At 53.6% G+C, this 19484-nt stretch carries 24 protein-coding genes; 21 read left to right on the top strand and 3 right to left on the bottom strand.

Annotated elements, in window-relative coordinates; translation table 11 throughout:
* Positions 1–21: 21 nt before the first annotated feature.
* The 21 genes from secY (at position 22) to VAE55_RS13955 (ending at position 13613) form a co-directional block, all read left to right on the top strand.
* On the top strand, positions 22–1374 hold the full coding sequence (gene secY, locus VAE55_RS14055; protein WP_322816393.1) for a preprotein translocase subunit SecY: 1353 nt from the start codon (positions 22–24) through the stop codon (positions 1372–1374).
* 147 nt (positions 1375–1521) lie between these two features.
* Positions 1522–2190 (top strand): adenylate kinase, encoded by a 669-nt coding sequence (locus tag VAE55_RS14050; RefSeq protein ID WP_012258252.1) that lies wholly within the window; start codon positions 1522–1524, stop codon positions 2188–2190.
* Between the two features lie 12 nt (positions 2191–2202).
* Positions 2203–2424 (top strand): translation initiation factor IF-1, encoded by a 222-nt coding sequence (gene infA, locus VAE55_RS14045; RefSeq protein ID WP_012258253.1) that lies wholly within the window; start codon positions 2203–2205, stop codon positions 2422–2424.
* 48 nt (positions 2425–2472) lie between these two features.
* The gene (rpmJ, locus tag VAE55_RS14040) at positions 2473–2589 is read left to right on the top strand and encodes a 50S ribosomal protein L36 (protein ID WP_012258254.1); all 117 of its coding nucleotides are present in this window, start codon (positions 2473–2475) and stop codon (positions 2587–2589) included.
* Between the two features lie 96 nt (positions 2590–2685).
* Positions 2686–3069: a 30S ribosomal protein S13 gene (gene rpsM / locus VAE55_RS14035; protein ID WP_322816392.1), complete on the top strand. Its 384-nt coding sequence runs from the start codon at positions 2686–2688 to the stop codon at positions 3067–3069.
* 20 nt (positions 3070–3089) lie between these two features.
* Complete coding sequence (gene rpsK / locus VAE55_RS14030) at positions 3090–3500, top strand: 30S ribosomal protein S11 (RefSeq protein ID WP_012258256.1); 411 nt, start codon at positions 3090–3092, stop codon at positions 3498–3500.
* Positions 3501–3693: 193 nt separating this feature from the next.
* On the top strand, positions 3694–4314 hold the full coding sequence (gene rpsD / locus VAE55_RS14025; RefSeq protein WP_322816391.1) for a 30S ribosomal protein S4: 621 nt from the start codon (positions 3694–3696) through the stop codon (positions 4312–4314).
* 44 nt (positions 4315–4358) lie between these two features.
* Complete coding sequence (locus VAE55_RS14020) at positions 4359–5315, top strand: DNA-directed RNA polymerase subunit alpha (protein ID WP_322816390.1); 957 nt, start codon at positions 4359–4361, stop codon at positions 5313–5315.
* A gap of 15 nt (positions 5316–5330) precedes the next feature.
* A complete protein-coding gene (rplQ, locus tag VAE55_RS14015; RefSeq protein ID WP_322816389.1) occupies positions 5331–5681 on the top strand; it encodes a 50S ribosomal protein L17 in 351 nt (116 codons plus the stop codon).
* Positions 5681–6466 carry a tRNA pseudouridine(38-40) synthase TruA gene (truA, locus tag VAE55_RS14010; RefSeq protein WP_322816388.1) on the top strand — a complete coding sequence of 262 codons (786 nt, stop codon included), beginning with the start codon at positions 5681–5683 and terminating at the stop codon, positions 6464–6466. The genes rplQ and truA overlap by 1 nt, the downstream gene beginning before the upstream one ends.
* 56 nt (positions 6467–6522) lie before the next feature.
* Entirely contained in the window at positions 6523–6957 is a 435-nt protein-coding gene (rplM, locus tag VAE55_RS14005; protein ID WP_012258261.1) for a 50S ribosomal protein L13, read from the top strand.
* 90 nt (positions 6958–7047) lie between these two features.
* Positions 7048–7446, top strand: a complete 399-nt coding sequence (rpsI, locus tag VAE55_RS14000; RefSeq protein ID WP_322816387.1) for a 30S ribosomal protein S9 — start codon at positions 7048–7050, stop codon at positions 7444–7446.
* 83 nt (positions 7447–7529) lie between these two features.
* Positions 7530–8108, top strand: coding sequence for a 16S rRNA (guanine(966)-N(2))-methyltransferase RsmD (gene rsmD, locus VAE55_RS13995; protein WP_012258263.1), 579 nt, complete (start codon positions 7530–7532; stop codon positions 8106–8108).
* A 3-nt stretch (positions 8109–8111) separates the two neighbouring features.
* On the top strand, positions 8112–8615 hold the full coding sequence (gene coaD, locus VAE55_RS13990; RefSeq protein ID WP_322816386.1) for a pantetheine-phosphate adenylyltransferase: 504 nt from the start codon (positions 8112–8114) through the stop codon (positions 8613–8615).
* On the top strand, positions 8593–9027 hold the full coding sequence (locus tag VAE55_RS13985) for a hypothetical protein (protein ID WP_322816385.1): 435 nt from the start codon (positions 8593–8595) through the stop codon (positions 9025–9027). The genes coaD and VAE55_RS13985 overlap by 23 nt, the downstream gene beginning before the upstream one ends.
* A gap of 69 nt (positions 9028–9096) precedes the next feature.
* Positions 9097–9624 (top strand): DUF177 domain-containing protein, encoded by a 528-nt coding sequence (locus tag VAE55_RS13980; RefSeq protein ID WP_322816384.1) that lies wholly within the window; start codon positions 9097–9099, stop codon positions 9622–9624.
* Between the two features lie 18 nt (positions 9625–9642).
* Positions 9643–9828: a 50S ribosomal protein L32 gene (gene rpmF, locus VAE55_RS13975; protein ID WP_012258267.1), complete on the top strand. Its 186-nt coding sequence runs from the start codon at positions 9643–9645 to the stop codon at positions 9826–9828.
* 102 nt (positions 9829–9930) lie between these two features.
* On the top strand, positions 9931–10935 hold the full coding sequence (locus VAE55_RS13970; RefSeq protein ID WP_322816383.1) for a beta-ketoacyl-ACP synthase III: 1005 nt from the start codon (positions 9931–9933) through the stop codon (positions 10933–10935).
* A 202-nt stretch (positions 10936–11137) separates the two neighbouring features.
* Entirely contained in the window at positions 11138–12094 is a 957-nt protein-coding gene (fabD, locus tag VAE55_RS13965; protein WP_322816382.1) for an ACP S-malonyltransferase, read from the top strand.
* A gap of 8 nt (positions 12095–12102) precedes the next feature.
* Positions 12103–12849, top strand: coding sequence for a 3-oxoacyl-ACP reductase family protein (locus VAE55_RS13960; protein ID WP_322816381.1), 747 nt, complete (start codon positions 12103–12105; stop codon positions 12847–12849).
* A gap of 14 nt (positions 12850–12863) precedes the next feature.
* On the top strand, positions 12864–13613 hold the full coding sequence (locus tag VAE55_RS13955) for a 3-oxoacyl-ACP reductase family protein (RefSeq protein ID WP_322816380.1): 750 nt from the start codon (positions 12864–12866) through the stop codon (positions 13611–13613).
* Between the two features lie 781 nt (positions 13614–14394).
* Here VAE55_RS13955 and VAE55_RS13950 read toward each other — a convergent pair.
* The 3 genes from VAE55_RS13950 to VAE55_RS13940 form a co-directional block, all read right to left on the bottom strand.
* Complete coding sequence (locus tag VAE55_RS13950) at positions 14395–15882, bottom strand: phytoene desaturase family protein (RefSeq protein ID WP_322816379.1); 1488 nt, start codon at positions 15880–15882, stop codon at positions 14395–14397.
* Between the two features lie 185 nt (positions 15883–16067).
* Complete coding sequence (locus VAE55_RS13945; RefSeq protein ID WP_322816378.1) at positions 16068–17531, bottom strand: CpaF family protein; 1464 nt, start codon at positions 17529–17531, stop codon at positions 16068–16070.
* Between the two features lie 91 nt (positions 17532–17622).
* On the bottom strand, positions 17623–19002 hold the full coding sequence (locus VAE55_RS13940) for an AAA family ATPase (RefSeq protein ID WP_322816377.1): 1380 nt from the start codon (positions 19000–19002) through the stop codon (positions 17623–17625).
* Between the last annotated feature and the right edge of the window lie 482 nt (positions 19003–19484).

The following is a 19484-nucleotide window of genomic DNA, read 5'->3' as shown; positions in this document are numbered from 1 at the left end:
CCATTCATAGGAAGTAGTATCATGCTACAGGCTGTACTTCGTGCTATTCAGTTGCCCGATCTACGGCGTCGCATCCTCTTCACGCTGGGGATGCTATTCCTGTTTCGTCTGATCGCGCATATTCCGGTACCTAACATCAATCCGACAACACTTGAGCAGTTGCGCCAGGCGCTGGCAACCAACCAACTGGCTCAGTTACTGAATCTCTTTGCCGGTGGGGCACTGGAGAATTTCTCGGTTGCAGCAATGGGGGTGTATCCCTACATCACTGCCCAAATCATTATGCAGTTGTTGCAACCGTTGATCCCTGCTCTTCAGGAATTGCAGAAAGAAGGCGAACAGGGTCGTCTGCGGCTGAATCGCTATCAGTTGTGGTTGACTGTTCCGCTGGCTTATTTGCAGGCGTATGGTCAGACCCTGACCCTCGAACGCACGATTAATCCAAACAACGACCCGACACTGTCGTTGTTCCGTACTCCGTTCGATCTGGGTGCCAACTTTTTGCCCACATTTACTGTACTGACGACGATGGTCGCCGGTACTATGCTACTGATCTGGTTGGGTGAGCAGATCAATGAACGGGGTATTGGTAATGGCATCTCGATCATCATCTTCGGTGGGATTGTTTCGCGCCTACCGGGATTGATCATCCAGGGCTTCCAGATCAGCCAGGCGGGTGATTTCAGTACCATTTTGGGTCTGATAGGCTTTGTGGCAATTGCACTGTTGACAATTGTTGGCATTGTCCTGGTGCAGGAAGGTCAGCGTCGGATTCGTGTTCAGTACGCCCGACGTGTGCGCGGCAATAAGGTCTACGGTGGTCAGAGCAGCTTCATCCCGCTGAAGGTGAATTCGGCTGGTATGATCCCGTTGATCTTCGCTCAAAGCATTATTATCTTCCCTGGCATTGTGGCATCGTGGTTCTATCGCCCCGGTGCCGAAGGGATTGGGAATGCCATCGCTGGCTTTTTTTACAATACCTTTAATCCAACCGGTCAGGGTGGTGGCATTGTCTACATGACGCTGCTCTTCCTGTTAACAGTGGGATTCACGTATTTTTATACGATAGTTATCTTCACCCAGCAGGACCTAGCCGAAAATCTACAGCGCAACGGTGGTTTTATTCCCGGCATTCGCCCGGGCAAGAAGACGGAAGAGTATTTGATGAAGGTGCTCAACCGTATTACTCTGGCCGGTGCGCTCTTCCTGGGCCTGATTGCCGTGCTTCCGTTCCTGACCCAATCGATTACCGGCGTCCAGATTGGTTTGGGTAGTACGGCGCTCTTGATCGTGGTCGGTGTTGCGGTAGATACAATGCGTCAATTAGAGGCGCAGTTGATCATGCGCGACTATGAAGGTTTTCTGACCAGATAGTCGTTGCACACAAACCGGGAAAATGTAGTACAATAAAGCTCGTTGCTCGCCGGCATGCCGGTTGGGCAGCGTCTTTGTGAGACAGGCAGATGGTCATACCGTGCAACAGATAATGTGCGGTTTTTGAAGTTGAGCGAGCGCCGAGTCATGACCAACGTTATCTTACTAGGACCACCCGGTGCCGGCAAAGGCACCCAGGCTAAAACCCTTGCCGATCGCACGGGACTTACGCATGTAGCGAGTGGCGATCTCTTCCGTGCAGCCCTACGCGAAGGGACTGAATTGGGTATGTTGGCTAAGTCCTACATGGATCGGGGGGAATTGGTACCTGATGAAGTCGTGATTCGGATGATCCTTGAACGCATTCAACAACCTGACTGTGCTTCAGGGGTGATCTTTGACGGTTTTCCGCGCACGCAAGAGCAGGCGCGGGCACTAGAAGTGGCACTCGCCGACCACAACGCACGTATCGATGCTGTTCTCTTTCTGGCCGTACCACAAGATGTCTTGCTGCGCCGCATTGCCGGTCGGCAGACGTGCCGCACCTGTGGTGCGATCTTCAACATCTATTACTTCCCGTCGCATCGGCCGGGTATCTGCGATGCCTGCGGCGGCAAACTCTATCAACGGAGCGATGACTCGATCGAGACGGCGCAGCACCGATTAGATGTCTATTTTGCTCAGACAATGCCGCTGATTGAATATTATCAGCGACAGGGTATTCTGCACGAAATCGATGGTCAACGTGAAATCGCGCTCGTGACAGAGGCAATGCTAAAAGCGCTTAGCCCATATCTGGCTCCAGCGCAGCCGTAGGTTAGGAGACATATGTCAAAGAAGAAAGACGTCATCGAGATGGAGGGTACCATCACGGAACCATTGCCAAACGCAATGTTCCGGGTACAGCTCGATAATGGGCACGAAGTACTGGCTCACATCTCGGGCAAGATGCGGATGAACTACATTCGTATCTTGAAGGGAGACCGGGTGCTGGTTGAATTATCGCCATATGACCTGACCCGGGGACGTATTACGTATCGTTATAAGTAGGGGGCGCGACGCAGCACGGCGGCGTCCGCCGCCGCAAAGGAGGCAACAATGAAAGTGCGAGCGTCGGTAAAGCCGCGCTGCGAGTATTGCAAGGTGATTAAGCGCAAGGGCGTGATCCGAGTGATCTGCTCGCGTACACCGAAGCATAAACAGCGGCAAGGATAACAACGACTAATTGTCAACCATTCATACGGGTAAAGTGGTGCATGCTCGCCGGTATCAGTTGGCCGGCAGAGTGTATCAGGAGCAAAGAGGTCTGGCATGGCACGTATTGCCGGGGTTGATATTCCCCGCAACAAGAAGATCGAGATTGCGATCACCTACATCTACGGTATTGGGCGCTCGAACGGCATAGAGATTCTGCGCAAGGCAAATGTGAATCCAGAACGCCGGGTGCGCGACCTAACCGAAGAAGAAGTTGGGCGTATTCGCGAAATTGTTGATCGCGAATATCGGGTTGAAGGCGATCTGCGTCGTGAGGTACAGTTGAATATCAAACGCCTGATGGATATTGGCTGCTACCGGGGCCTACGCCACCGTCGTGGTATGCCGGTACGTGGCCAGCGCACTCGCACCAATGCGCGTACACGCCGTGGGCGGCGCGGTCAGGCGATCGGTATCAAGAAGAAGGCAACCAAGAAATAGTTGCAATTAAGGAGTGAGGCATGCCCGCCAAGGGAAAAACGACTACCACGACACGCCAGCGCGGTAAGCGCCGTGAGCGCAAGAATGTGCCGCGGGGTCAGGCGCATATTCAGAGCACGTTCAACAATACAATCGTTACAATTACCGATCCGCAAGGCGCAGTCGTATGTTGGGCCAGTGCTGGTCAGAGTGGATTTAAAGGTTCGCGGAAGAGCACACCTTATGCCGCTCAGGTGGCTGCGGAGAATGCGGCACGCAAAGCAATGGAAAATGGTATGCGCTCGGTTGAGGTCTTTGTGAAAGGCCCAGGCGCCGGACGCGAAGCCGCTATCCGTTCGTTGCAGGCTGCCGGTTTGCAGATTACTGCGATTACCGACGTGACACCGATTCCACATAACGGCTGCCGGCCACCAAAGCGGCGACGGGTCTGATTGGACGTTTTCGCTGTTGCTATGCTGCACTGTGAGACGACCGCACCTGGAACCGGAGGGCTTAGTTCCCGGACGCCCACTGCGGTAGTGCCTGCCGCCGGCAGCACTGGCGCCCATCTCACAGGCTGGAACAGAGATGCGTAGCTTATAACTACGCCAGTGAAGGATTAGTGAACAAAGGATACATAAGACTATGGCGCGATATATAGGACCAGTCGGCAAGGTAAGTCGACGACTCGGCATCGGAATTACCGAAAAAGGTCAGCGCATTCTGAATAAGCGGTCGGATCCGCCGGGACAGCACGGTGCTGCGGCCCGTCGCCGGCAGTTGTCCGATTATGGCATGCAGTTGCGCGAAAAACAGAAGGCAAAATTTCTATACGGCGTCCTTGAGCGCCAGTTCCGCCGCCTGTTTGAGCAGGCATCGCGGCGTAGTGGTGTTACCGGTGAGTATCTGTTGAGTCTGCTTGAACGCCGACTCGATAATGTTGTGTATCGCCTCGGTTTTGCCACCACACGCGCTCAGGCACGGCAATTAGTTAACCACGGCCATATCGTTGTTGATGGTCGCAAAACAAATATCCCGTCGTATACGGTGAAGGTCGGCCAGGTTATTGCAGTACGCCCGCAGAGCCGTAGCCGTACCTACTTCAAGAATCTGGTTGATAGTGGTGTGCTGAATAAGCATCGGGCGCCGGAATGGCTTCGTCTTAACGCAGCCGAGCTTTCTGGAACAGTCGTTGCTTTACCACGTCGTGAAGATGCAGAGGCCGGCATTAACGAGCAGTTGATCGTCGAGTTCTATAGCCGGTAGACGCTCCCGTTTGTGGGACGTGAACAAAGAAATGGGAGGCAGCAGTGCTCGATATTGCACAACCAAAGATTGAGGTTGTTGAAGCAACTGAAACCTTTGGGCGCTTTAAAATCGAGCCGCTCGATCCGGGCTATGGGCATACGCTCGGCAATGCGCTTCGGCGCGTGCTGCTCACGGCTATTCCCGGATCGGCGATCACCCACGTGCGCATTGCGGGTGTCTATCAGGAGACGGATGTTATCCCCGGTATGACCGAGGATGTCGTGGAACTGATCTTAAACCTGAAAGGCATCCATTTATGCGGTCGCCACGAGGGAACGGTACAGGCAACGATCCAGAAGCAGGGTCCGGCAATTGTGACAGCTGCTGATCTGATGTTGCCAGAAGGACTGTCGGTCGTTGACCCTACACACTATATCTGTACGCTTGAGCACGATCAGGCGTGGATTGAGATAACGGCAACGATTGAACACGGTCGCGGGTACCTGTCAGCCGATCAACGAGGTATTCTGCCGCTCGGTGAGTTTCCAATCGATGCTATCTTTACGCCCGTACCGCGGGTTAATTATGTGGTAGAAAACACTCGTATTGGACAGGCTACCGACTACGACCGGCTAATCCTTGAGGTTTGGACAAACGGTACGATACGGGCGCAGGAAGCACTTGATTACGCGGCTCGCGTCCTAGTGCATTACTACACGACGATTGCGAATTTTAACCGATTGATGGTTGAACCGGCAGCCCAACCGGAGACAAACGGGCTGGAGATACCGGCTCATGTCTATGATACGTCGATTGAGACGCTTGACCTATCAACCCGTACCTACAACTGCTTAAAACGGGCTGAAATTACCAAAATTGGTCAAGTGCTTCAGATGGACGAGAAGGCGTTGCTCTCGGTTCGCAATCTTGGCCAGAAGTCAATGGAAGAAATTCGTGATAAACTGATTGAACGGGGTTATATTCCGCGAGTGCTTCCGCATAGTGGGGCATCGCGCTAATACAAGGATACGACCATGCGACATCGACATGCCGGAAAATTACTAGGGCGGTCGTATGAGCATCGTAAGGCGCTCTACCGCAACTTGATGATCGCCCTGATTGAGCATAAGAAGATTAAGACAACGCTGGCAAAGGCACGCGCTGTCCAGCCGGAAGTTGAAGCTCTCATCTCAATTGCGCGCGAAGATACGCCGCATGCCCGCCGTATGGCCCTCTCGAAGCTGGCCAGCAAGGATGCGATGCGAAAACTGTTTACCTTTGCTCCTACTACCTACGGTGGCCGGAATGGTGGATACACCCGGATCACAAAACTGGGTCCACGCCGGGGTGATGGAGCCGAGATGGCATTGATTGAGTTGATCTAATGCGCACGATTGCGCTGCTGTTAGCTTATGACGGCACCGATTTTGCCGGGTCGCAATGGCAAACTGACATCCGAACTGTGCAGGGTGCCCTGGAGTCGGCATGGGAAGCGTTGACGCAAGAGCGACGTCGGATTGTGCTGGCAGGTCGAACCGACGCCGGAGTTCATGCGACTGGTCAGGTCGCCCACGTCCAGACCACAACGCGCCACAATTTACAAACAATCTGGCGCGGTTTGAACGCTCACCTGCCGATTGACCTGGCAATTCAGAATGTCGGGGAAGCAGTACCAGATTTTCACGCTCGCTTTAGTGCGATCCAGCGTGAGTACCGTTACCTGATAGACTGCGCAGCGGCGCCATTGCCACAACTCCGCCATCAAGTCTTGCACTACGCAGGTACACTTGATGTGTCGGCAATGACGGCAGCGCTTAGATTGCTTGAGGGAACTCACGATTTTGCTGCATTTACAACAGCAACGCCTGCCCAACGTTCCACTGTTCGCACCATGTATTGGACGCGGGTTGGGGATTATGAATGGCTTGAGCGGCGTTTACTGGCTATCGAAGTAGCGGCAAATGCATTTCTTCAACATATGGTACGGATGATCGTCGGTACGCTCTTGCTGGTTGGGTGTGGGCGGATGACCGTCGATCAGTTTGGTGAGGTGTTAGTGAGTCGGGATCGCCGACTGGCCGGTCCAACGGCGCCGGCTCACGGCTTAACATTAACGGCAGTACGCTATCCGCCTGGCCTAATTCGCTGGGTGGAATCTTCAAAACGGTAAAATGGCACGACGAAGGTCGAACAGCCTTCGTCCTACGTACACGAGGAATAGGTGCTGTGAAGACCTATCATCAAAAACCAACAGAAGTGCAGCGTGATTGGTATGTCATCGATGCGAGTGGTAAGGTGCTCGGTCGGCTGGCAACACAGATCAGTACACTGCTGCGCGGCAAGCACAAACCAACCTTCACGCCGTCCATTGACGGTGGTGATTTCGTGATCGTGGTGAACGCTGAGAAGATCGTATTGACCGGACGCAAACCGGATCAAAAAATCTACTACCGCCACACCGGTTATCCGGGTGGTATCAAGGCGACACCGTACAAAATGATGCTGGCAAAGCATCCTGACCGCATTCTGCGCCTCGCGGTGAAGCGCATGTTGCCGAAAAACCGCATGGGTCGCCGATTGCTAAGTAAGCTGCGCATCTACGCCGGGCCGAACCACCCGCACGCGGCGCAGCAACCAAAACCCTATATCCCACGCTGGTAAGGTTGTGGGTCGCTGAGTGGGAAACAATTGCGTTCCGTGTGCAGATTATGAAGTAGCACCATCGTGGTGCACAGGTGGTGAGGAGAAGGAATGGAAGGCAAGCGCTATTATCAGGGCACCGGCCGCCGCAAGACTGCGGTGGCACGAGTACGCCTCTTCCCCGGTAGTGGGGATTTTATCGTCAATGGGAAAAAGCCGGAGGAGTACTTCGGCCGTCGTGAGCTGTTCCAGCACGAACTTCGCTTACCACTGGTGTTGACGAATCACCTCAACACCTTCAATGTGCTGGTAAAAGTGAAGGGTGGCGGCATTTCAAGCCAGGTTGGCGCTGTTCGCCATGGTATTGCTCGAGCGTTACTGGATTATGATAGCGAATTGCGGCCAAAGCTCAAGCAGGCTGGCCTGCTGACCCGCGACCCACGCATGAAAGAGCGGAAGAAGGTCGGTCTCAAGCGTGCGCGCAAGGCGCCCCAGTACACCAAGCGTTAAACGGTGCGTGTCAGGGAATGCTGTAGAAGGCAGACGGTTTGCAGAACAACCGTCTGCCATCGGTTATATACTGCGACGACAAGATGCGAGTCATTACCGGCAAAGCTAAAGGGCATCGCTTAAAAGCACCGAAAGGACTGGGTACACGCCCGATGCTTGATCGGGTAAAGGAAGCACTCTTTTCAGTGCTGGAAGGGTATGGCCCAATCCGTGGCTCGGTGCTCGATCTGTATGCTGGTACGGGATCGCTCGGCATCGAATGTCTGTCACGTGGTGCTGATAGTGCTGATTTTGTCGAACGAAATGCCCATGTTTGCTCAATTATTGCCGATAACTTGCGGCATACTCGTTTCGAGCAGCAAGGCCATATCTACCATATGCCGGTAGATCGCTTTCTTCATCGGCAGCGTGGCATTGGACGCTATGATATAATCATCATGGATCCTCCATACGCTGATCCGACAATCGAGGCGACAATGCAACTCGTTGCGAGCAGTGGCGTCGGCAAGGAAGGGAGCTTGTTAATCGTCGGGCATTCACCCCGTGTTGAACTGGATGATGACTACCCTGGTCTGCACCGAATCAAATTTCGACGACTGGGCGACTCGTGCTTTTCGATCTACGAATTGACATCCATGAACACGTCTGAAACACAACAGTAACCTATGCGCATCGCTATTTACCCTGGCAGCTTCGATCCGGTTACGTATGCTCACCTCGACATTGCCCGTCGTGCAACACGAATTTTTGATCGTGTGATCATGGCGGTATTTGACCGACCCCAGAAGCGGTTGCTCTTTTCCACCGCCGAGCGCTTGCAACTGTTACAGGCTGTAACTGCCGATCTGGTGAACGTTGAGGCAACCAGCTATGAGATGCTTACCGTTGAGTTTGCCCGCCAGGTTGGGGCTTGTGCCATTGTTCGGGGACTGCGTGCCGGCAGTGACTTTGAAGCCGAGTTTCAGATGGCTCAGGTCAATCAGACGATTGATCCGAATATCGAAGTCGTTGTCTTGATGGCTGGACGCCAGTTTGCCCACATTAGCTCCACAGCAGTACGGGAAATGGCCAGCCTTGGACGTGATCCGGTTGAGTTTACGCCGCCGGTTGTTGTGGCAGCCTTACGGGAGAAATTCGCAAGAGGGGGTGATCGCCATCGAACTGGATGATTTGATTGACGAGTTAGAAGAGGTGATCGCTGCCGGGATCCGCCTCCCCCTCAGTGGTGGGCGAACGTTGATCGATGAGACGAGGGTACTCGAGATTATCGATCAGATGCGCACCGTTATTCCCGAAGAGATTCGGCGTGCTCGTCGGATTATTGCTGAGCAAGAGCAACTGCTCGCAACAGCGCAAGCCCGTGTCCAGGAGGTGTTAAGCGAGCGGGGGTTGCTGGCTGCTGTTGAAGCGGAACGCGAGCGCTTGCTCCAACAGGCTGAACAGGAAGCAGCAGAGGTGCGAGCTGGCGCTGATGCGTATGCCCGGCAGGTTCTCGAGGAACTTGATGAACAATTGAGTAAGCTGTTGAGCAGTGTGCGCAATGGTTTGCACGCGCTGGAAGAACGCCAATCGGGCGCTTGACAATCCTCCGCTCTCTCGCCTATAATTCGGCGCTTGTGGCGGAACAATGGTGCGCCACGGGTGGATGCTATGACTGCATTACGATTTAATCTCGCGCAATTACTGCGCGAAGAAATGGGAGCGCGACGAGACATCTCGTTTAGTGAGCCAGCCTTGCCGCTTGACGAGGAGTTGACGCTTCGTAATATTACCGGCCGCCTGCGCCTGACACGGACTGCGGCTGGAGTGTTCGCTCAGGTAACGGTTCACGGTACGGTAACACTTACCTGTGTACGTTCACTCGAACCATTTGATTATGAGCTTGACCTCGATTTCAGCGATCAGTTTTACGCTGTTGTTGATGTGGTGAATGGGCATAAGTTACCACAACCAGTCGAAGATGATCCTTTCATGCTCGATGAGTTGCACCATATTGATATTGGTGAAGCGATCCGTAGCTACGCGCTGATCAATTTACCGATGAATCCAATTGCACCGGCTTACCGCGATCAGCCGGTCAATTACACTGTTGCATCTGAGGGAATTGAGGACGACGATACACTCGTCGATGACCGTTTTGCTGCTTTGCGAGAATGGGCCAAGCGGCAACGTAATTAACATTGAGGAGTAACAATCATGGGAGCAGTACCAAAGCGAAAAGTTTCGCGCCATCGGCGTGGCAACCGCCGCCAGCATCTTGCCCTTACCCCGCCAGTTATGGTCGTGTGTCCGAATTGTGGTGAACTGATGCGGGCACATCGCGTGTGCCTGGCTTGTGGATATTACAAGGGCCGGCAAGTGCTCAAGGTAGCGTCGGAATAACCATACGCTTGTCTTCTACAGGGAATCGGGTATGAAAGGGCTGCCTGCCGGGGTCATCGGGCTGGCAGCCTTTCATCATAGGTAGATAGAAAGGGCGTGAGGGTGAGCAGGGAACGTTACGCAGCAGTGATCGGCTGGGGTATGGCCGTTCCACAGCGGCTGATTACAAATGATGAATTGGCGCAACGGATTGATACATCTGACGAATGGATACGTACACGCACCGGTATCCGTGAACGACGTGTTGCCGGACCTGGTGAAAGTACTTCGACGCTGGCCACTGCTGCCGGGCGTGAAGCGCTGGCCATGGCCGGTGTTTCGCCTGCGACTATCGATACGGTGATTGTCGCCACCTGCACGCCTGATCGACCATTTCCGGCTACTGCCTGCACCGTGCAGGCAAATTTGCAAATTCCGCGTGCAACAGCGTTTGATTTAGCAGCAGCTTGTAGTGGCTTTATCTATGGGCTGACTGTCGCTACCAGTTTGATTAAAAGTGGTGTAAGTAGGCGGTTGTTGCTGATCGGAGCCGATATCTTTACCCACTACATCAACTGGAATGACCGTAACACCTGTGTTCTGTTTGGTGATGGTGCAGGCGCTGTAGTGCTTGAAGCAACTGATGAACCGCTCGGTTTACTGGCTTCGACGCTGAGTGCAAATGGTGAACTCGAGGATTTGATGGCGGTGGATGCCGGTGGTACACGTATGCCGCTTACTGCCGATCTTCTTGAGGCGGGTCGTCAGTATGTGTATATGAACGGACGGGAGATTTTTAAGCATGCCGTCCGCGAGATGAGTGATTCGGCGTTACAGGTGATCCAGGATGCCGGTTTGAAGGTTGATGACATTGCGTTGGTCATCCCTCATCAGGCGAATGTGCGGATTATTGATGCTGTCGCTCGTCGTCTCGAGATTCCACCAGAGCGGGTGATGGTTAATCTTGACCGATACGGAAATACATCAGCAGCTTCGATCCCAATCGCGCTTTATGAAGCGGCCCAACAGGAGCGAATCAAGGCTGGTGATAATGTTTTGTTAACTGCCTTTGGTGGTGGCCTGACGTGGGGATCGGGCCTGGTACGCTGGGGTAAACCAAGTCGCTAGCTGTTCATCTGTTGAGAAAATCCTGGTAAGATATGACGGCGATCACATTTTCAGATCGAGGAGATCAGTAATAGGGTAGATCGCAACAATATTCGTCATCAGCAAACCAGAGCATCTGGAATAGCGCGAAACCGTCACGCCGGTGCACGCAAGGGGGGAGGAAACAGGTCGTGTCGGCAGAGCAGGAAGAGGCAAACAGACCATGAGTATTGCGTGGGTATTCCCTGGTCAGGGATCGCAAGTCGTAGGCATGGGTCGTGATCTGATTGCAGCATCACCCGCCGCACGTCAGATCTTTGCTACAGCGGACGAAACACTTGATTTCAACCTGAGTGAATTGTGTTTTTGTGGGCCAGAAGCCGACCTTACCGCCACTGCAAATGCTCAACCGGCGCTGCTTACCACCAGTATGGCCTTACTGGCTGCAATGACCGAGTTATTGGGAGATCGCCTTGAACAACCGATTGCCGTAGCCGGTCATAGCCTGGGTGAATACTCGGCGTTGGTGGCCGGTGGTGCACTTGACTTCAAGACCGCTCTGCAACTTGTACGACGACGAGGTGAATTAATGGCCGCTGCCCACGAAGGGAGTATGGCCGCAGTTATTGGCCTCGATGCCGCTATTCTCGAACAGATCTGTCAAGAAGTCAGTGCTGCACTGCAAAACGATCATTCTCATGGCACCGTTGTGATCGCTAACTATAACGCTCCCGACCAACTGGTCATCAGTGGTAGTGTCGTGGCTGTGGAGCATGCCAGTATGTTGGCTAAAAGCCGTGGTGCCAAACGGGTCATTCCGCTCAAGGTGAGTGCTGCCTTCCATTCCCCTCTCATGATCGAAGCTGCTGAAGGAATGGCTCAGGCTATTGCTCACGCCACCGTGCGTAACCTCTCCATTCCTTTAATTGCCAATGTCACAGCCGAACCGTTGTACGACGCCGATGATGTCCGGCGCGAGATCGTCGCGCAGGTCGTCGCTCCGGTACGCTGGATTGCCTCGGTACAACGAATGGTTGACCTCGGAGTCGAAACGTTTATCGAAATCGGGCCAGGAAAAGTGCTTACCGGCTTGATCCGCCGCATTGCTACGACAGCGCGGCTGATTAATGTGGCGACATTTGAGGATGTCCGGGCGCTAACTGCAATGCAACCTGTATAGAGCATCGTATGGAATTACAAGGTCAGGTTGCTATTGTTACCGGTGGTGCACGCGGAATTGGGCGTGCCACGACAATCGAGCTGGCTAATGCTGGCGCACGAGTAGTGATCAACTACCAGCGTAGTGCCGGTGCGGCTGAATCCCTGGCCGCAGAAATTACTGCTGCCGGTGGTGAAGCTCTACTGTATCAGGCTGATGTTGCCGACGAACAGGCGGTCACCAGAATGATACAGGCGGCTCTATCACGCTGGGGACGGATCGATATTCTGGTGAATAACGCTGGTATTACCGCTGATGCGCCAATGGCACGGCTACGCCCTGAGCAGTGGCAACAGGTGATCGAGACTGACCTGACCTCGGTATTTCTGTGTTGCCGTGCGGTAGTGCCGGTTATGCGGAGCGCCGGTTATGGTCGGATTGTTTCGGTCAGTTCGCTGGCGGCACTGGCCGGTAATGTTGGTCAAACGAACTACGCCGCAGCAAAGGCCGGTATTATTGGTCTGAGCCGATCACTGGCGCGTGAAGTGGCTCGTGATGGTATCACGGTCAATGTTGTTGCGCCGGGTTATATCGAGACCGATATGGTTGAGACGGTACCTGAAGCGCTACGTACCTGGGCGTTGCAGGCAATTGCGCTCGGTCGGTTTGGCCGTCCGGAAGAGGTTGCCGCTGCGATCCGCTTTCTCGTTTCGCCTCGTGCTTCGTACATCACTGGCCATGTCTTGACAATTGACGGCGGTTGGGTGATGCCCTAACGACGGATGCGATCATGATTGATTTCAACGGACAGGTAGCAATCGTCACCGGCGGTTCGGGCGGTATCGGACAGGCAGTGGTAGAGGGTCTGGCCCGTTATGGTGCCCGAGTGCTGGTAGGTTATCACCACAATGAAGCAGCCGCGACTGATGTAGTAGCGGCCGTCCGGTCCTCTGGTCGAGAAGCCGCAGCGCTGGCAATCGATGTGCGCGAGCCGGATAGTGGCAATGTGCTGGTAGCCACAGCAATAGAGCGCTGGGGGAAACTCGACATACTTATCAACTGTGCCGGTATTGCCGATTATGGCCCATTAAGCGAGATGAGTAGTGAACGGTGGCGGCAGACGATTCAGACGAATCTGACCGGCATCTACCATACATGTCGAGCAGCATTGCGACCGATGATGCAGCAGCGTTATGGACGTATTGTTAATCTGGCGGCGCTCTACGGTACATCGGGCTTTCCCGGTCAGGCCGATTTTGCTGCGGCGGCTGGCGGGATCATCGGTTTGACACGAGCACTGGCCCGTGAAGCTGCTCCATGGCAGATAACAGTTAACGCTGTTGCGCCGGGTATGATCGAGACCGACTTGATAGAAGTGATTCCTGCAGAAATCCAGCAGTGGAGTGCCGGTATCATTGCGCTCCGCCGTTTGGGTAAGCCGGAGGAAGTTGCCGCAGCAGTGTTGTTTCTTGCCTCACCGGTTGCCTCGTATATTACCGGCCAAACCTTGATGGTCGATGGTGGCTGGACGATGGCTTGATGCATACTACTACTGAGATACAGAAGACACAGAGGTTGATAGGTGAATCGTACTTGCAGGGATTGAGTGATTGTCGAGTAGCGGATGTCGCTAATGTGAGTTCACGCTGACAGTTCACATAAAAACGCAGATGCGGTAGCACTGCTACCGCATCGCGACTAAAGGTGACTTTTTGCCAAGCCTACAACTTTACCTGACTAACCCACCACCTCGAGAGTTCATCAGTACACTCAGGAAGTTCTACACCACCGTACCCGCACAGGTCCTTTAGCTGCTCTGCCTTCAGCAGGTAATGCGCCGGGCCAGCTTTTGCTATTGGATTATCTCACCATCTGGCGTGGGACAGCAGCTCTTTCTTCCCCAACGCGGTGAGTTTGTTTGGGAGGTAACCGTACAGCTCGCACAGCATCCAGTTACTCCGCAGTACCCTGGCGCTTGTCTGCTCGTCTCCCCGACCCTCATCTTCATAACTTATACATTTATTGATGAGGGCGTTTCCCCGAACTTACGCTTCACCTCTACAACCTACCCACACATAACTCTTTACACTAGAGATGAAGCGCTTGCCTTTCGGTTACACGTAAGTGGTTCGTTCCTCCTTTGTTTTCTGATGTTCTCTCGAGGCTTCGACCTCATAATAGCACTACGATGGCCGTAAATCAAGTAGTTCATCGCAAATTAACGATGATAAACCGCAATTGTTTCTACGATTTACCATCGTAAACTTGAAATGTGGTTCAAACTATTCCTATCATTGCAAATAAGTGTAAAGAGTTTTCTGTTAGACAGGCATATCAGCCGCGATGCGAGCGGCAACTGCCCGCCCGGACAATAGAACCAGTGGAATCCCCCCGCCCGGATGGGTTCCCCCACCTACAAAGTAGAGCTGGCGCACGCGCCGTGCCCGCAGTGGCGGACGGGCGAATGCAGAGAAAGATGTGTTTGAGCTAAGCCCATAGATCGAACCAAATGCAGCGTTATAACGTTGGGCCAGATCGCACGGCGTCCAGAAATGGTTATAGCGAATGGCCTGTCGTAACCCTGACAAACCCATCGTCTCAAGTTTGGCGATAATGTGGTCGCGATAGGCTGGCATCACGGCTGCCCAGTCAATCTGGCCGGTATCGGCAGGTGCATTAACCAGCACGAATAGATTGAGATGACCAGGTGGGGCATGTGCTGGATCGGTGCGGCAGGTCACTGCCACGTATACAGTTGGATCAAGAGCCAGTTGGCGCTCGTGCACGATGGCTTGAAATTCACCGGGATAGTCAGCACTGAAGAAGATATTGTGATGAGCCAATTGCGGAAATTCGCCTTCAACGCCGAGAAAAAGCACGATGCCACTATACGATGGTTCATGGCGCGCAATGCGATCAGCCTCTTGCCGACCGTTGGGAATCAGGTGAGCGTAGGCATACTGCGGATCTGCATTCACCACCACCGCCGCGGCGGGCAGGTTGCTCCCATCGGCCAGACGGACACCACACGCACGACCGTGATCGACGATCACTTCAGTCACCGTTGTCTGCAAGCGGATTTCAACCCCTAACTCAGTAGCTACCTGGCTCAGTGCGACAGCTAGCTGATACATGCCACCGCGAACATACCAGCCACCCTCGGCCAGTTCAATATAGGCAATCAGGTTAAATGTGGCCGGTGATCGGTAGGGTGATGAACCGTTGTAGGTCGCATACCGGTTAAAGACCTGGCGTAGATGAGGGCTGCGAAAGAATGAACGTACCGCAGTGTCAACGCTGCGCAGCGCGTCGATCCGCAGGGCATGGCGGATCAGCGATGGGGTCAACAGTTCACGCAGGCCATCGAACGGACGCAACAAAAATGGTCCGGAAACTGCATCATAGATTCGACTGGTATGCGCCATGAAGCGAAAGAACGCGGGAACATCAGGTGGGCTAAGGCGTTCAATCTCCTGTATCAACTGGGGTAACCGTTGCCAAGCATCGAAGCGAGTGCCGTCGGGCCAGATGTAGCGACAGGTTGGCTCAATCTGTTCAAGCTGGAGATAATCATCCATACAACGATTGGCGGCTGCAAAGAGATCGCGAATCACCCACGGCATCGTCAATAACGATGGCCCGGTGTCGAACGTATATCCGGCAGCCTGATGGAGATTGAGCTTACCACCGAGTCGTTCATTCTTCTCGCATAGGATAACCCGGCGGCCCTGGGCAGCCAGTCGAATTGCGGCGGCCAGCCCCCCCAGGCCACCGCCAACAACGATAATTGGGAGTGGTGAGGTTTTCATAGTGTCAGATGTGTCTTTGATATTATGGTTTTTGTCAGTATCATCTGCCCGCTAAGGATTGCTCCACGTCGAGCGTATGCTCTGTGGGCTTTGCGTACCATCACAGAGGCAACCAAAAGACAAGGGCAGCCAGCCGGCTACCCTGAGACTATCAATCTCTACAACACACCCGATGTACTGGTCAACTAGAAGCGACCACGCTGACCGGGAATCTGTGCGCCGAAGATGCTGGGCGGCAGTTTGAAGCCATGAGCCTCCAGACGAGGTGTAAACTTTGGCCGGACACCGGTTGGGCGTAATTCGGCCAGTATCTTGCCTTCACCCGTCTTGCCGAGAATCTCGAGCTTGAAGATGTCTTGCAAAACGACGGTATCACCTTCCATGCCCTGCACTTCGGTGATATAGGCCACCTTGCGTGAACCATCTTCAAGGCGAGTTTGCTGGACAATCAGATCAATTGCCGAGGCGATCTGTTCACGAATAACCTTTAGCGGCATTTCCATACCCGCCATCAGCGCCATTGTCTCCATACGAGCGATAGCGTCGCGTGGCGTATTTGCGTGCAGGGTAGTCAACGAGCCATCGTGGCCGGTATTCATTGCCTGCAACATGTCAAGCGTCTCACCACCGCGGCATTCGCCAATCACAATCCGCTCAGGTCGCATACGCAGTGAGTTGATCACCAGATCGCGAATCGACACCCGTCCGGTACCGTCGATCTCCGGTGGTTTGGCTTCGAGTCGCACTACGTGATCCTGGGCCAGTTGCAGCTCGGCGCTGTCTTCAATCGTTACGATACGTTCGTCTTCGGGAATAAAGTTCGACAGCACGTTCAGCAACGTCGTCTTACCGGAGCCGGTACCACCAGCAACCACAATGTTCAAGCGCGAGACGACACAGGCACGGAGAAATTCTGCCATTTCAGCCGTCATCGAACCGAAGCGAATCAGGTCATCGACCTTGAGCTTGTTTTTGGAAAACTTACGAATGGTAATCGTTGAGCCATCGATAGCGCAGGGCGGGATGATCGCATTAACACGCGAGCCGTCCGGTAAGCGAGCATCGACCATCGGCCACTTGCGGTCGATGCGGCGACCGAGCGGCCGGATGATTCGGTCGATAATCTTCATCACATGCTCATCAGACGCAAAGCGTACATCAGAGAGCTTGAGCTTGCCCTTTTGTTCAATGTAGACCTTGTACGGTCCATTGACCATCACCTCGGAAATGCTATCATCGTCGAGCAACTGCTGAAGTGGGCCGAAGCCAAACAGCTCATCGCAGACCATGGCGAAGAGCTTTTTGACATCCTGGTCGGAAAGTTGCACGTTCGCCTGTTGATAAATACGAGCGAAGCGCTCTTGGAGTAGTCGCTCCGTCTCAGGAGATCGCTTCAGTTCCGTTTGATTCCCCAACGAAGCCTGAATGCGGTCAACAATCCAGAGCGACAGTTCCAGCATCCGTTTCTGATCATTGGCCGGAGTTGCGTCCTGAACCGTTGAGCGAGCTGGTGATGGGGCAGCAGGGGGCGTCACCGGTGGAGGCGGCGCTGGAGCCGGCACCACGGTTGCCGCTACAGGCGGGGGTGTAGCAACAGCCGGAGCAGGCTCTGGCTGTGGTTGATTACCGAGACGTTTGAGCAGCGACATAGCGATAAAACCTCCTTAGTTGTCCATCCGAACTCTCGCCGAACGTCAGTAGCACTGGCGCGTACACGAAGCACCTTATCTGGATGGATGTTTAACCAAGCTTGACGAAATAGGCTTCACATGCACGATCAATCAACTCACGAGACATTGCCGGTGGGATACCCCGATACTTGGCCTCGTCGAGTATCTGATCGCACAGATCACGCGGATGACAGGCACGTAATTCGCGCCCGACTTTCATGTAGTGCTCCTGGATCAGATAGCGTAAACCATCATCGCTATAAGGAATGCGTTTGCTCTTGCAAACAAGTTGAAAGATTGCCCGGAATTCGGTTGGTGTCGGGTTAGGTACCTCAATCTTATGGCGAATTCGCCGGAGAAAAGCGTCATCAACCAGGTCTCTCGGATTCAGGTTGGTAGAGAAGACAATTAACACATCGAACGGAACCTGAATCTTCTTGCCGGTTTGAAGCGCAAGAAAATCAACTTTCTTTTCCAGGGGAACAATCCAGCGGTTGAGAAGGTCTTGTGGACGGCATTTCTGGCGGCCAAAGTCATCGATCAAGAAGAGGCCGCCATTCGCTTTCATCTGGAATGGAGCCTCGTAGACCTTTGAAACTGGATCGAAGATCAATTCGAGTTGCTCCAGCTCAAGTTCACCACCGACCATTACCCGTGGACGTTTACACACAACCCAACGGGCATCCGGGTAGACGGTGGCAGGCATTGCGGTCATTGCTGCGCCGAATGGTCCTGGTGGAACATCCGCGTGGCCGACTTCATTGACCTGTACGACTTGATGGCTGAGCAGATCGAAGACTTTGATAATCTGACCATCAACTTCTACCGCATACGGAATGATGACCAGTCCGCCCAGCAGATTCGCGATACCTTCAGCAATGGTTGTCTTCCCATTGCCGGGAGGGCCGTATAAAAAGAGTGAACGCGCTGAATTGGCCGCCGGGCCAATTTTATCCAGCATCTTCTCGCTAACCACCAGGTGGCTGAACGCCTTGCGAATAGTAGCCTGATCGATCACCAGCTCGCCAATACTCTGCCGAAGTGTAACCTCGACATATTGCTGGAGAGGAACCGGTGCCGGGCCGGCGTATTGGTTTCGATCAATGATCTCGTGAACTTTATTCCGGCCTTTAGCGGTAATCACGTACTGGAAGGAACGCTCACTAAAACCACCCTCAGCACCGATAATGTCAACGTATTCCTCAAGTTTAAGAAACTCGAGCACTTTATCAATCACGCCTAAAAACGGCAGCTTTACCGTCTCTTCGAGTTTCTGACCGGTGATTGCACCCGAAAAATAGATAACCTTCAAAACGTGGTCAGTCAAAAACCCCATCGACAGCCCGGTTTCGGCAATGTTGGTTGGTTGTGGTGGTATGTCAGGCATTCGGTTAGGCGTTGCACCAGGAGTGGTAGGAGTTGGATTTACTTCGTGTAAACGGAAGCTCATAGCCTACCCTTTCTGCCAGATGACGAGTATCGTTGGGCTGTCTGCCAGTAACGAGGCATGATGCCCGCTACAGGTAGTATAGCGATCTGGCAGGCATAGCGCAAGAGATGTTTGTGGATGGTAACTGGATAATAGCGTGAGTGAACATTAGTCTATTAGCGATCAGACTTGAAACCTGTGCCTCGATCCGCGATGTGCATGCCTGTCGTTCTCGTGACTAGAATCGTTGCAACTTGCGACCGGCGTCAGGAACGGTGGATGTGGAATATGCTACACGTGGCACCACTTGTGTACAAGTTGTCTCATTAATTACTGACAGGCTACCTGATCGTGACCAGAACATACAGCATATCCGCAACCGGCAGGGTAAACGGTATGACACGCGCCTGATCGTCAGCACGGCTGCTGTATACTGCCCCCCTGGACAGTCAGACCACCAAGATGACATACTGAGCAGTAGTCAGATGACGAGGTGGAGCTGA

This window comes from Chloroflexus sp., assembly GCF_034432675.1.
GTDB lineage: Bacteria > Chloroflexota > Chloroflexia > Chloroflexales > Chloroflexaceae > Chloroflexus.
Note: the sequence above shows the minus strand (reverse complement) of the source record. Positions and strands in the feature narration are given on the sequence as shown.